The organism is Vibrio sp. 2304 (assembly GCF_033339475.1).
GTDB lineage: Bacteria > Pseudomonadota > Gammaproteobacteria > Enterobacterales > Vibrionaceae > Vibrio > Vibrio alginolyticus.
In genome coordinates this window covers 80,414-94,274 of the sequence record NZ_JAWOUQ010000003.1, presented here as the reverse complement: position 1 = coordinate 94,274, position 13,861 = coordinate 80,414, and the positions used below count along the sequence as shown (strand labels likewise).

General features: G+C 43.1%; 14 protein-coding genes. 12 read left to right on the top strand and 2 right to left on the bottom strand.

Annotation, left to right across the window (positions count from 1 at the left end):
* Positions 1 to 5 precede the first annotated feature (5 nt).
* Positions 6 to 779, top strand: a complete 774-nt coding sequence (locus tag R7P64_RS07705) for an AraC family transcriptional regulator (protein ID WP_176311479.1) — start codon at positions 6 to 8, stop codon at positions 777 to 779.
* A gap of 90 nt (positions 780 to 869) precedes the next feature.
* On the opposite strand, the gene R7P64_RS07700 is transcribed toward R7P64_RS07705, so the two are convergent.
* Positions 870 to 1,778 (bottom strand): LysR family transcriptional regulator, encoded by a 909-nt coding sequence (locus R7P64_RS07700; protein WP_005373334.1) that lies wholly within the window; start codon positions 1,776 to 1,778, stop codon positions 870 to 872.
* A gap of 135 nt (positions 1,779 to 1,913) precedes the next feature.
* Here R7P64_RS07700 and R7P64_RS07695 point away from each other — a divergent pair, with 135 nt between their 5' ends.
* From R7P64_RS07695 to mnhG, 9 genes are all read left to right on the top strand, one after another.
* On the top strand, positions 1,914 to 2,633 hold the full coding sequence (locus tag R7P64_RS07695) for an SDR family oxidoreductase (RefSeq protein WP_318119086.1): 720 nt from the start codon (positions 1,914 to 1,916) through the stop codon (positions 2,631 to 2,633).
* Positions 2,634 to 3,027: 394 nt separating this feature from the next.
* On the top strand, positions 3,028 to 3,963 hold the full coding sequence (locus tag R7P64_RS07690; RefSeq protein WP_213972702.1) for a universal stress protein: 936 nt from the start codon (positions 3,028 to 3,030) through the stop codon (positions 3,961 to 3,963).
* Positions 3,964 to 4,072: 109 nt separating this feature from the next.
* A complete protein-coding gene (locus tag R7P64_RS07685; protein WP_005373328.1) occupies positions 4,073 to 4,264 on the top strand; it encodes a hypothetical protein in 192 nt (63 codons plus the stop codon).
* Positions 4,265 to 4,428: 164 nt separating this feature from the next.
* Positions 4,429 to 7,098 (top strand): hydrogen gas-evolving membrane-bound hydrogenase subunit E, encoded by a 2,670-nt coding sequence (gene mbhE, locus R7P64_RS07680; RefSeq protein ID WP_104980549.1) that lies wholly within the window; start codon positions 4,429 to 4,431, stop codon positions 7,096 to 7,098.
* Positions 7,098 to 7,451 carry a Na+/H+ antiporter subunit C gene (locus tag R7P64_RS07675; RefSeq protein WP_017633704.1) on the top strand — a complete coding sequence of 118 codons (354 nt, stop codon included), beginning with the start codon at positions 7,098 to 7,100 and terminating at the stop codon, positions 7,449 to 7,451. Before mbhE ends, R7P64_RS07675 begins: the two co-directional genes overlap by 1 nt.
* Positions 7,448 to 8,944, top strand: coding sequence for a Na+/H+ antiporter subunit D (locus R7P64_RS07670; protein WP_213972703.1), 1,497 nt, complete (start codon positions 7,448 to 7,450; stop codon positions 8,942 to 8,944). The genes R7P64_RS07675 and R7P64_RS07670 overlap by 4 nt, the downstream gene beginning before the upstream one ends.
* Positions 8,941 to 9,417, top strand: a complete 477-nt coding sequence (locus R7P64_RS07665) for a Na+/H+ antiporter subunit E (RefSeq protein ID WP_005373320.1) — start codon at positions 8,941 to 8,943, stop codon at positions 9,415 to 9,417. The genes R7P64_RS07670 and R7P64_RS07665 overlap by 4 nt, the downstream gene beginning before the upstream one ends.
* Positions 9,410 to 9,688, top strand: a complete 279-nt coding sequence (locus R7P64_RS07660) for a cation:proton antiporter (RefSeq protein WP_005373317.1) — start codon at positions 9,410 to 9,412, stop codon at positions 9,686 to 9,688. The genes R7P64_RS07665 and R7P64_RS07660 overlap by 8 nt, the downstream gene beginning before the upstream one ends.
* Entirely contained in the window at positions 9,688 to 9,981 is a 294-nt protein-coding gene (mnhG, locus tag R7P64_RS07655) for a monovalent cation/H(+) antiporter subunit G (protein ID WP_005373314.1), read from the top strand. Before R7P64_RS07660 ends, mnhG begins: the two co-directional genes overlap by 1 nt.
* A 19-nt stretch (positions 9,982 to 10,000) precedes the next feature.
* Here mnhG and R7P64_RS07650 read toward each other — a convergent pair whose 3' ends face one another.
* Positions 10,001 to 10,708 carry a GntR family transcriptional regulator gene (locus R7P64_RS07650; protein ID WP_053307578.1) on the bottom strand — a complete coding sequence of 236 codons (708 nt, stop codon included), beginning with the start codon at positions 10,706 to 10,708 and terminating at the stop codon, positions 10,001 to 10,003.
* A 180-nt stretch (positions 10,709 to 10,888) separates the two neighbouring features.
* Between R7P64_RS07650 and R7P64_RS07645 the strand changes: the two genes are divergently transcribed.
* Complete coding sequence (locus R7P64_RS07645; protein ID WP_005373308.1) at positions 10,889 to 12,217, top strand: 6-phospho-alpha-glucosidase; 1,329 nt, start codon at positions 10,889 to 10,891, stop codon at positions 12,215 to 12,217.
* A gap of 55 nt (positions 12,218 to 12,272) precedes the next feature.
* A complete protein-coding gene (locus tag R7P64_RS07640; RefSeq protein WP_053308067.1) occupies positions 12,273 to 13,823 on the top strand; it encodes an alpha-glucoside-specific PTS transporter subunit IIBC in 1,551 nt (516 codons plus the stop codon).
* Positions 13,824 to 13,861 lie beyond the last annotated feature (38 nt).

The window sequence follows — 13,861 nt, the reverse complement described above, 5'->3', positions numbered from 1 at the left end:
ACAAAATGGCGCTTATTAACGAAAAAACACAATTTGATGCAGACAAAATTTCTAATTGTGTAGTGGGAATTGCTGCGGATATTGGCAAGCACGACTCAGGTATGCATATGCACAAGAAAGGGCAGTTATTGTACGCACCTCAAGGTTGTATGAGTTTTGCTCTGGAAGACTCGATTTGTATTTTGCCACCGACAAAGGCGGTTTGGATCCCACCTAATACGCCGCATCGCGCACTAATGACGAATGTGGTGGCGTACCGATCTTTGTATTTTGATTGTGAGGAGTTTGCCTGTCCGAGTAAGATCACGATGATAGAAGTGAATAATTTACTCCAAGCTCTTATTGATAAAATGTCATTTTGGGAGTGGGATAAGCCTAGCAGCGAGATGGTAAATACGACGGCGCTTTTTTGGGAGGAGTTTTATGCTACGAAACGTTATTCGTTTCAGTTGCCTTTGCCATCGCATCGGCTCTTAACAACGTTTCGTCGAGAGTTGGTTGAACCTTCATTTCTAGCTCCTTCGCTTACTACTCTTGCAAGCAAAGTTGGGGCAAGCACCAAGACGGTAACACGATTATTTAAGTCGGAAACGGGAATGAATTATCAAGATTGGCGGCAACAGTGGAGGCTTTTAAAAGCAGTTGAATTGTTATCAACGGGCATGCCAGTCAGCGCAGCTGCCGATTGGCTGGAGTTTTCGTCAGACAGTGCTTTTATTGCATTTTTCAAAAAGCAAACTGGACAAACACCTCTGACGTTTATGAAAACCAAACCTTAAGCGTCAAAATGCTCACACTCTTTCTAGAACAAACCCCAGGTTCACAGGCTCAGCCTATAAAGCATACATAGACAGGTACCAACGTGCAGGTTACTTGTCTTTACTCTGCAGTTTGCGAAAGTATTGCGTAGTAAAATCAACAAAGGCTCGGATGCGTTTTGGTTGATGTCGGTCGTGATGATAAAGGAGTGAAAATTCCACACTCGGAATGCTCCAATTGGTAAACACTTCTTTTAGCTTGCCTGTCTGGAGTTCTTGTTGACAATAAAGTGCTGGCACACGGATGATGCCATTTCCCGCCAAGGCTGCTTTTATCATTACTCTGCCACTCTTACATCGTAACTGTCCACGTATCTGGTGTTCCGTTGACTGCTTTGTATTCGTGTTCTCAAATGCCCACCGTGTCACACTACCTGTCAAACAAACGTGTTTTTCTAAGTCCTTTGGATGCGAAGGATAGCCATATGTTTCTAAATAGTTTGGGCTTGCGTATGTCCCCATTTCCACATCGATCAGTTTGCGAGCGATAAAGTTGGAGTCGTCTAACTTTCCCATTCGAAAAGCGATATCGAATTCATCTGCGATTAAATCGACACGATGGCTACTAAAATCTAAGTTAATGCTCACTTGTGGGTGTTGGATTAGAAATTGAGCAACGATATCTGCGACAACGTCTTCTCCTAAATAGCCCCCCACACAGTTGATACGAATGTCACCTCTTAAGTCTTCTACATCATCAACCACTGCCATAACAGCTTGATCAATATTGTGAAGGGCAGTTTCACACTGTTTATACAGAACCTTGCCTGCTTCGGTGAGGTTCAGTGTTCGAGTGGTCCTTTGTAGCAAAGTGACACCAATCTGTTGCTCCAGATTTGTTATTTGACGTGAAACGTGTGAGCGAGAAACGCCAAGTTGCTCTGCTGCTTTCGTGAAGTTTCCTAGTTGAGCGATTAGGACGAAGGAGCGAATATCCGCAAGGTTGATGTGTGTTTGCATGATGACTTCTTCATAATTCAAAAAAGTATTGTTGCAGTATAACAACAGTGTTTCAACTAGGTCGGTATATATCAACAAACAAAGTTTTCATAAACTTACCGCCACTGATGTAAACCGTTCGATTAAGGATTCAAAATGAAAAAGTTAATTGTTATTACAGGCGCTAGTTCAGGCATTGGTGAAGCGATTGCACGTCACTTCAGTGACCAGGGCCATGCTCTTCTTTTGTTAGCAAGACGTGTAGAACGTTTGGAAGCATTAAACTTACCAAATACGCTTTGTGAAAAGGTAGATGTGACCGACAAAGCTTCTTTTGCGGCTGCAATTGAGAAAGCTGAAGCGTTGTATGGTCCGGTAGATGCACTTGTAAATAACGCAGGCGTTATGCTTCTAGGTCAGATAGATACTCAGGAAGCATCGGAGTGGAAGCGCATGTTTGATGTGAACGTAATTGGCTTACTCAATGGCATGCAGTCCGTCCTAGCACCGATGAAAGCACGTAACAGTGGTACGATCATTAACATCAGCTCTATTGCGGGCAAGAAAACATTCCCTGATCATGCTGCTTATTGCGGTACCAAATTTGCGGTTCATGCTATTTCTGAAAACGTACGTGAAGAAGTTGCGTCATCGAATGTTCGCGTTACGACGATTGCACCTGGTGCAGTGGAAACGGAATTACTTTCACATACAACGTCTCAAGATATTAAAGATGGCTATGACGCTTGGAAGGTGGATATGGGCGGCGTGTTGGCAGCAGACGACATTGCACGAGCAGTGCTGTTTGCTTATCAGCAACCGCAAGGTGTATGTGTTCGTGAAATTGCTTTGGCACCGACAAAACAACAACCTTAACATTGAGTTACGGCGATTTTAGGTCACTAAAGCCGTAAAACTTTGCATACCGATTCGTGATTGAGATGGCATCTTTAAACTAAGTTGCGTGAAAATTTAGGCCATCCATTTAAATCCGGACACTAAGTGTGTTATTGCTTATACCCAAGTTACTCAAGGTGAGAAAAAACTTTGAGTAATTTGGGTTTTTATTTGGTCTCAATTTTAGGTAGCGGAATTTATTTAGGTCAGAAGGCGGCAGTTGTGATGAAAGGAGAGTGTGACGTAAAACCAAGTGAAGCAATACCCGTCTCTTAATGAGAATTGATTTCATCAACGTCACAAGCCGTTACAATTATCCGTTAGGTATTATACTTTGTGGGTGGTTAATATTTAACCAAACAAGGAGGTGTGTATGAAACGATTCGCAAACATACTTTTTGCAACACAAGGATTGCCAGGCCATAGTGACGCCCTCGAACAAGCGATGAGGATTGCATCTAGCAACAAAGTGCCTGTCTCAGGGCTAATAGCGTGTCCTGATTTCCCAACAGACATGATCCAGTATCAGCAAAGTTATGAGCAATCGCTGCAAGACTCCCTCAAACAAAGTATTCACGAATACAGACAGAAGCTGGGACTCTCTGAAGAGGATCTCGCATTTCCTCTTACTGTGAAAAGCAGTGAAAAGCCCGCTGTCTGTATTATTCAAGAAGCATTAGCTGATAACAAAGATCTCATCATCAAAGAAGCTGAACCGCTCGGTGAAGGTGCTGAGGGTTTCAAAGCTATTGATATGACTCTGTTACGAAAATGTCCTTGTCCGCTTTGGTTGCACCGACCAATTGATAAGCCAAGAGATAAACGCCGTGTTGCTGTGGCTATCGACCCATTAACGGCAAGCGATGAACAGCACTCATTAGCCGTGCGGTTACTCGAATTATCGCGTTCGATTGCCGACACCTGCGATAGTCGTTTACACGTGATTTCTTGCTGGGAGTATTACTTAGAAAACTACCTAAATGGTAACGCTTGGATTCAAGTCGATGATACTGAGTTGAAACATGAACTCGACAAAGCAAAAGCCGATCATAAACAAGCTCTGCAACAGCTGTTGGAGGAGTCTGGGATTACAGGTGAAATTGTGATTCACCACCTGCATGGAAAACCTGACGAAAAGATTCCAGATTACGTAGAAAGTATTGAGGTAGACGTGTTGGTCATGGGTACCTTAGCGAGGACTGGTATATCTGGTTATGTCATTGGTAATACGGCTGAAAATATTTTGCAATCGATTAACTGTAGTTTGGTCGCTCTTAAGCCCGATGGTTTTGTCTCACCGATTCAGTAATTGGGGTGTAACAAAGTTGGGTTTAAGTGATGTTTTAGGTAAAGGAGGGAGATGGATCTCTAGAACATGGAATTATTAATGTATCAATAAGTTATCAGAGGAGAGTGACATGAAAAACCTATGCCCGAAATGCCACACAGAAATGATAGAACGTTCGAATGTTTATGTTTGTCCGAGAAATGATATCGGTGACTGCACCTACGATGCATTCGAGTTAGCTGATGACGATAATCCATATACATTCAGCCAAGAACACGTAAGTAGTGACCTACGTTCTTATGCCGTAGCAGACAGCAAATAGCGGTTTGTATCGGCGTTCCTCTAAGTAGCACTCAGTGATTACTGTTTGCTACTTTTCCCTTGGTTTCATGATCGTTTTTGAAGCGCTTGGGCTAAAACAATACAGTGGAGTTTGTCATTTGCGCCGAATAGCGCGTACCTTCTTATAATAACGAATGGGCTGCGATGTTGAATAACATAACGGGTAAAGAAAACCTGCCGAAAAACCTAGATAATCAGTTGGTCTTACTGATTTTCCCTGCGCTGCCAGTTTTAATCTTCTCTTTTCTCTTCTACATCTATACTCCTGCAGGCGTGAGCTGGAATGCGGAATGGATACCAAGCCTCGATATCAACCTTAGCTTTAGACTAGATGGCCTTTCATTCCTTTTTGCGGGACTGATCAGTGGGATTGGCGCACTGATTCAAATCTACGCTTTGGCTTATTTACGAGAAAGTGATAGCCGGTTTTCCTTTCATTTGTATCTAACCCTATTCATGCTTGCCATGCTAGGGATTGTGATGAGCGATAACATTCTGTTGTTATTTGTTTTCTGGGAACTCACCACCATCACTTCTTACTTACTGATCGGGTTTAATCACGAAAATAAAACGTCTCGGAAAAACGCCTTGCAGTCGCTGATTGTTACCGGTGCTGGTGGACTAGCGTTGCTAGCTGGTCTTATCTTGCTGGGAGCAATGGCAGGGAGTTATGAGCTAAATACCATCATCGAGCAGGCAGACACTATTGCGCAGCATGAATGGTTTATCCCATCTCTAGTGCTCATACTACTCGGTGCATTTACTAAATCTGCGCAATTCCCGTTTCATTTTTGGCTACCTAACGCGATGGCAGCTCCCACTCCGGTCAGTGCGTATTTACACTCGGCAACAATGGTAAAGGCAGGCATTTACCTATTAGCACGTTTATCGCCAGTTTATGCCCACAGCGAGATCTGGTTTTATGCTTTAGTCATCACTGGGAGTATCACGGCCATTTGGTGCACATTTGTCGCATTAAAACAAACTGACTTGAAGCTGATGCTAGCCTACAGCACGAATGTTGCTTTGGGTAAATTAACATTATTACTAGGTATGGGCACAGATTTGGCCGTTAGTGCAGTATTGATGTTTATTCTCGCTCACTCTTTCTATAAAGCTGCGCTGTTTATGGTGGTGGGTAATATCGACAAAGCGACAGGAACACGAGATATTGATCAATTGTACGGCCTGAAGTCAGTTCTCGTCATCAGCATGGTTGCCGGGAGTTTGGCTGCATTGTCTAAAGCGGGGTTCCCGCCGTTGTTAGGCTTTTTGAGCAAAGAATACATGTACAAGTCCGCAGTAGAGCTCAATAACTGGATCGCCTTTGTACTTTTAATCGTGAATATACTGATGGTCGCGCTAACCATTATGCTTATTGCGAGACCATTCTTTGCTCGCCGTGATCTCGTGCCGATTGAAACTAAGCCAGTTGAGACAAAAAAAGCCATGTGGATCTCGCCTTTGCTCTTGGCAGTTGGCAGCCTCCTAGTTCCGTTATTCGGTTTGAATTGGTTAGATCGCAATATTATTTTTCCGGGCTCTGCTGACATTCTGCCCACAGCAACTCTTAAAGAGACATCACTATGGCATGGCGTGAATGTACCGTTAGTGTTAAGCGTTATTACGCTAGCGTTGGGGTATGTGGTGTACCGTGTTTATCCTACTGTGTCTGCATTTTTTCAGCGGCTACATCTATTCGTCCCCAAAGCGGAGAATATTTTTGAACGACTATTAGATGGCATGATGACAGTGGCGAAGTGGCAAACGGCGCGGTTACAGCAAAAGAAATTGAGTCGCTATGTCCTATTATTTTTCACGGTACTTGCCGTTGCGTTACTGAGTCAGGTAGCGCTTATTCCTCTGCCTTTGGTTGGCGAACTTTCAAGTGTCACTTTCTATGAGATTGGTATTGCCTTATTGTTGATTGGTGCTGCGCTCGTATGTACGTTGTCCCACGCAAGACTTCTTGCGATTTCTGCGCTTGGTATGATTGGCTTCATGACCACGCTTGTTTTTATGATTTATAGCGCCCCGGACGTTGCGAAGACTTTACTGTTAGTGGAAACATTAATGGTGGTCTTTCTTGCATTGTTAATGCGTCATATGCCACGTCTAACCACCGTGCCCAAGCATTCAATAAGACGTAAAGTAGCGAATATTTGCATAGCAGGTGTGATAGGAGTTTCGGTTACTTTACTTTTGTTAGGAATCACGTCTCAGCCGATGGACTCTTCGGTGTCAGATTTCTTTGCAGAAAACAGTGTCCCGGGTGGACATGGGCGAAACATTGTTAACGTTATTCTGGTCGACTTTCGCGCATTTGATACATTGGGAGAAGTTGTCGTCGTTGTTATTGCTGGGATTGCGGCAGTGAGTTTGCTTAAGACAAGAGCGAAAAAGCAAAATCGTATCCAATCATTAATTTTTGCAACCACGGCACACATCGTTTCGGCACTCATGCTCGTATTTTCAGTGTATCTGTTGTTACGTGGTCATAATGAACCGGGTGGTGGCTTTATTGGTGCGTTGATTGCCGTTATTGGTTTATCACTTCTCATGTTCGCGGAATCACCGAAATACGTTCGTTCTAGGTTGTATTTCAAACCGTTTCTCATTGCGTTATCTGGCATCGCATTGAGCTTAGTTTCTGGTGCTTTGAGCTTTGCGTTTGATAAACCGTTTTTGACCGGACTGTGGTGGAAAGACGTGATACCACTAGGGACGCCATTGGTTTTTGATGTTGGTGTTTACCTTGCCGTTATAGGTGGCGTGATGGGTATGCTGCTTCGTATTAATGAGGAGCTAGAGTGATGGAAATAGTCTGGAGTGTTGTCGTTGGAGTATTTGTCGCAGCAGGTGTTTATTTAATGCTTGAAAAGCATATCTTGCGCCTTTTGTTCGGCATCATGTTACTCAGTAGTGCGGTTAACCTTGCTATTTTTACAGCTGGGAGGCTGACGCCCGGAGAACCGCCATTGATTGGCGATAATGCTCTTTTACCACCAGATAGCGCGGCAAATCCTTTACCTCAAGCGCTTATCTTAACTGCGATAGTCATCGGTTTTGGACTACTTATTTTTGCTTTAATGCTGTTCTATCGAGCTTATAAAGACACTGGAACTGCAAACGTCGATGAAATGCAACGTTCTGAGGAGGGTCAATGAGTTCGATTTTGCTTACGTTACCGGTAGTTCTCTCGCTGAGTACGGCGTTGATTATCTTCTTCGTCCGTCGCTCAACAAAAAGTGTTGAGTGGTTGAGCGGTGTAAGTGCGATTTCGAACCTTTTCGTTGCGGGCTTTCTCACAGAAAACATCATAAATAATGGTATTCAAGCCGTTGCTTTTGGTCAGTGGAGTGCGCCATTTGGTATCGTGTTTGTCGCAGATTATCTCAGCGTTGCTATGGTGATGATCACGGCGGTGATTGGTGCGATATGTGTTTTCTACGCGATGGCGGACCTTCACCGAAAGCCCTCCTATAGCAATTACCATGCGTTAATGCACATGTTGCTTGCTGGCGTTTATGGCGCTTTCCTGACTGGAGATATTTTTAATCTGTACGTTTGGTTTGAGGTCATGCTCATTTCATCATTTGGTTTAATGGTGTTAGATGCAACGAAAACTCAAGTTGATGGTGCAGTAAAGTACGTGATGTTGAACCTGATTTCGACGCTGGTATTTTTGCTTGCTATCGGCTTGTTGTATGGCGCAACGGGCACCTTGAACCTGGCCGATCTCTACACCAAAGTAGGGGAAAATGAATTGAGCATCAACATGATGCTGTCCGCGCTGTTTTTGTTTGCCTTCTCTATTAAAGCGGCACTCTTTCCTTTATTTGCTTGGTTGCCCGCTTCTTATCACACGTTGCCAAGCGGTGTGGTGGCACTGTTTGCCGCGTTGCTTACTAAAGTCGGTGTATACGCGTTGATAAGAGTCTTCACCTTAGTATTTCCGCTCGCCGAGAGTGGCTGGCAACCGACGTTAATTTGGGTCGCAGGGCTAACCATGTTAACGGGCGTTTTAGGAGCGGCTAGCCAATTCGACATTAAGAAAATTCTTTCTTTTCATATTATTAGCCAAATAGGCTATATGATCATGGGGTTGGCTATTTACACTCCCTTAGCTTTAGCCGGTGCCATTTTCTACATTGTTCATCACATCATTGTAAAAGCGAATTTGTTCTTAATAGGTGGATTCATCGAGCGCAAATATGGCTCTAGTCAACTTGAACATTTGGGTGGGGTATACAAAGCTATGCCTTGGTTGGCGTTCTTGTTTCTTGTCCCTGCGTTTTCTCTGGCCGGTTTTCCACCGCTATCGGGTTTCTGGGGAAAGCTATTGGTCATCAAGTCGAGCATACAGGCTGAATATTACTGGTTAGCAGGTACCGCGTTATTGGTGGGGTTGCTTACCGTCTACTCGATGACGAAAATTTGGAGTGAGGCATTTTGGAAAAAGCCATTTAGAGAGAAGCCAGAACAGACTCTGCAGGCCAAAGTACATTGGTTGTACTGCGTTCCAATTATTTTATTGACAACGTTGACGCTAATCATTGGCTTAGTGGCGGAGCCTTTTTATCAATTTTCCGTTCAAGCTGCAGAACAACTGTTAAATCCGACTGAATACATCAGAGTGGTGTTAGGAGGAAATACATGATCTATCTATTCCTCAATTTTTTCTTAGCGTTAGCGTGGATGATGCTTAATGGCAGCTATTCGAGTCTGAATTTTGTTGTCGGATTTACGGTCGGTTTTTTTGCTTTAAGGTTGAGTCAACCATTTGGATTGAAAACGAGCTATTTTCAACGTTTTGCATCTGCATTGAAGTTATTGGTGTACTTCGCTTATGAAATGGTTATATCGGTTGCGAAAGTGGTGTGGGACGTCGTGACACCTACTCATTTGAGTCAGCCTGATATCGTTTATGTCCCTCTGGAGGTCGATTCTGATCTAGAAATCACATTACTGGCGAACATGGTTTCTTTAACACCGGGCACGCTTAGTTTGGATGTTACGGCTGATAAAAAGTATCTTATCGTTCATGCCATGTTTGCACCTGAACATGAAGAGGTTATTCGCGGAATTAAAGATGGGTTAGAGCATCGAATTTTGGAGGTGACGCGTGGATAGTTGGCTGCAAATAACGGTCACTTTTGCCTATTCTGGGCTACTACTCAGCTTTGTTATGGCTTTTGCTCGTTTAATTCTAGGACCAACGCTAGCTGATCGAGTTGTGGCGTTAGATCTGATTTCATTTATCACTATCGGATTTATTACGGTTTACACCTTAGACAGCGGTGAGGACGCTCTGTTAGACATCGCCATTACATTAGGTTTGGTCGCATTTCTCGGCACGATCGCATTTGCACGTTTGATCGTTAAAAGAAAGGAGAAAGAATAATGGACGTGTTGATTGGACTATTTTTATGCTTAGGAACATTGTTGACCTTGGTTGCAAGTCTAGGTGTCCTGAGGCTTCCTGATTTGTATACCCGAATGCATGCAGCGACCAAAGCTGGAACTGTCGGAGTGAGCTGCTTGTTATTAGCGGTCGCTTTCTCACTCCCTGAAGTTACCGTGATCTCTCGGGTTATCGGTACGATGTTGTTTATCGTTCTCACTGCGCCAGTCGCCTCCCACCTGCTCGGCAGAGCAATGCGAGAGGTCGGATATAAGATTTGGCGCAATGATTAACCATTAGCGTCGAATAGTACTACGTCCTAGTTGAAATAAACTCGAAGCTGTATTGATGAAGTCGGAAGTAATTGACGGTATATTCAAATGCACGACCATCTTCTAGGTAACCAGTGGACTCAACTTTTAGAATAGGGGAAGCTTCTGATTCATTCAGGTATGAGGCCGTCTCTGCATCTAACAAATACGGTTTGACAGACTGACTGCTTTTCGCAATTTTCAATCCTTTGCTATTTTCAATGTACTCATATTTAGAACCATTCATTATGGCTATGCTCAAGTCTGGAAATAACATTGCTGGCATATGAGTGACTTCGTAAATTTCAGGCTCATCATTAATACACCTGAGTCTATGTATTTCATATGTATCATCATTGGGCGAGAGATTTAACTGCTTAGCAACCTGCTCATTCGGCTTTTTAAGTTCGAACTTTATGACTTGAGAGCTAGGTGTTTTCCCTTGTTTACTGACTTCCTCGATAAAACCCAGCAAATGTAAGGCATCATGTTGGGCTTTTAGATCGTTTACATAAGTTCCACTACCTCTTGTCCGACTAATTAAATTATTGTCGACCAGAATTTGTAAGCTTTTTCTGATGGTTACGCGGCTTACGGAAAACTCTTCTTGCAAATCACTCTCTTTTGGAAGCATCGATTTAGGTTGTAGTTCCCCATCTTTGATCTTTTTTTCTAATCGTTCCGCAATGTCTATGTATTTGGGTTTCATAATACCTCGCTAAGTCTTGGATCATGATAGCAAGAATGTGATCTGAGATGTAGTTAATACTTTTCCTTAGGATCTTTGTGTGATTTTTATCTCGTATCTATGTGCTTACACTTTAAATGTATCATAAAAGTATTAATACTTATTTTATACATTTGCAGGATAAACATTTGAGGTAGCGAAATGAAACGTCAAAAATTAACGATTGTTGGTGCTGGCAGTACATACACACTTGGTATGATGAACAGCCTTATTGCCGAAAAAGATAACTTTCCACTCGCAAAAGTCGTGTTTTACGACATAGATGAGAAACGCCAAGAATCGAATGCATTAGCTACTGAAATTCTATTGCGAGAACACTATCCAGAAGTTGAAGAGTTTGTTTATACAACGGATAAATCTGTCGCATTCGCAGATTCGGACTTTTTCTTTATCCAGATCCGCACTGGTGGGTTGGCCATGCGCGAGCGCGATGAACAAATCCCGCTATCCAACTCTTGTGTTGGGCAAGAGACATGTGGCGCGGGAGGAATGGCATATGGACTTCGCTCTATCGGCGATATGATCCAGCTAGTGAACGAGATCCGACAAACGTGTCCAGATGCGTGGATTCTTAATTACACCAACCCGGCGGCAATTGTCGCTGAAGCTTTAAATCGTGAATTTCCGCATGATAAGCGAATTCTAAATATTTGTGATATGCCAGCAGCGATTATGGTCAGCTATGCGCAATTGTTAGGGTGTGAAATTTGGGACTTTGTTCCTGAATATTTTGGGCTTAATCACTATGGCTGGTTTACCAAAATTCGTAATAAACAGGGTGAAGACTTAACGGATAAAATTAAAAATATCATCCTAAAAGAAGGGATCAGTGCGGTTGATGCGGAAATAGCGGATGACCCATCGTGGCAAGCCACATTCAAAAACATGAGAACAATGCTTGCTGATAATCCAGAGTTTTTGCCGAATACGTATCTTCAATACTATTTGTACCCTGAAAAAATGGTAGCGAAAGAGGATATCAATAATACTCGCGCAAGGCAGGTAATTAACGGCCGTGAGAAACGAGTGTTTGAATTGAACGCAAGAATAATTGAAGCGGGCACCACGAAGCACGAAACACTGCATGCCGATATCCATGGTCGATACATGGTGAGAGTCGCGGCTTCGCTAGCCTACAACTTGAGCGATGTGTATCTCGTCATCGTACCGAATAATGGTGCTATTACAAATTTACAAAATGACGCCATGGTAGAAGTTCCAGCTGCGCTAACTAGTGATGGACCGAAAGCTTTTACTGTAGGAAAAATCCCAACCTTCCAAAAAGCCATGATTGAGAGCCAACTTGGTTACGAGAAATTAGTTGTGGATGCTTGGTACGAAGGAAGTCAGCAAAAGCTGATTAATGCACTCACACTTAACCGTACCGTGGTTAATGTGCCAAAAGCTAAAGAAATAACAAAACAATTACTAGAAGAAAATAAAGCCTACCTTCCTCAATTTTTTCAATAACAACTGGACGTTCGGGGCCTACTTGTAGGCTCCGTGAATGAAACAAGAGGTTTATATGAAAGACATTATTCAAAGGTTCGGAGCCGCGATGTTTGTTCCCGTTCTATTATTTCCAGCAGCGGGCATGTTATTGGGTTTCTCTGTTGTGCTGTTAAATCAAGAAGTGTTTCCTTGGGCACTAGAGGGGAGTGCTTGGGTTAAAGTCTCGACGATCATTTTACAGGCATCTCTCGCTGTATTTAAAAATATGGCACTTATTTTTGCCGTTGGGTTACCTATCGCTTTAGCTAAAAAAGCATCTGGTCGCGCTGTACTTGCAACACTCGTTTCCTACATTACGTTTAACTACGTTATTGGTGGAATCCTTCAATTTTGGGGACCAGAACTGGGCGTGAACTATACGGAAGGTGAGCGAGGTTTGACTGAAGTTGGTGGCATTCTAACGCTTGATACCAACTTACTAGGTGCCATTTTAATTGCAAGTCTCTCTGTTTGGGTTCACAACCGATTCTTTGATAAAAAGCTACCGGATTGGGCGGCTGTATTTGGCGGAACGCCATTGGTTGTGATCATTAGTTTCCCCATTATGGTCGTGATGGCAATTCTAACTTGTTTGACCTGGCCAAGTATTCAGCATGGTATTAACAATCTGCAATCATTTTTGGTTTCTGCTGGATCGTTAGGGGTATGGCTATTTACGTTTTTAGAGCGAATCATGATACCAACGGGGTTGCATCATTTCGTATATGGTCCCGTTTTTTATGGGCCAGTTGCAGTCGATGGCGGAACGGTTGCCTATTGGATTCAAAATATACAGACATTCGCCCAGAGCTCGGAAAGTTTAACGACACAATTTCCTCAGGGTGGTTTGATGTTGACGGGAATGGGTAAAGTGTTTGGTTGTACGGGTATCGCACTAGCACTCTATTCAGTTGCGAAAAAAGAAAATAAAAAGATGGTGATGGGGTTAGTGCTCGGAGCCGCAATCACAGCAATTCTTACAGGGATCACCGAACCAATAGAGTTTACATTCTTATTTATCGCACCTGCGCTGTTTGCTTTGCATGCGTTGTTATCTGCGACAATGGCAACGATCGCCTTTATGTTTGGTGTTTCCGGTAACTTTCAGACTGGCTTGATAGACTTCATTTTCCAAAACTGGTTGCCTTTGGCTGGTAACCATGCAGGAACATACGTGATTCAGATTATTATTGGTCTCATGTTTACTGGTGTTTACTTTGTTACATTTCGCGCGCTTATTTTAAAATACAACATACTTACTCCGGGACGTGAAGGTGCAGATAGTAAGTTGTATTCCAAAGCTGACTACAAAGAAGCGAAAGCGGTCCATAACAGTAGCGCAAGTCCGTCACAAGCTAGTGCCTTTATTGAAGGTTTGGGTGGAAAAGAAAACATTGACTTGTTAACTAATTGCGCGACGCGTCTGCGTGTTAAAGTTAAAGATGTCTCTCTTGTAAAGGAGAACGCATTTTTCACACAGCACGGAGCGGTGAATATTGTTAGAAATCAAGAGAGCCTTCAAATCATCGTTGGTTTAACGGTGCCACAAGTTCGCGAAGATATGAGCCAACTGATAAAAGCTTAACCCCCAAACTAATGCTCCAGCTCATATGGCTCAAAGGT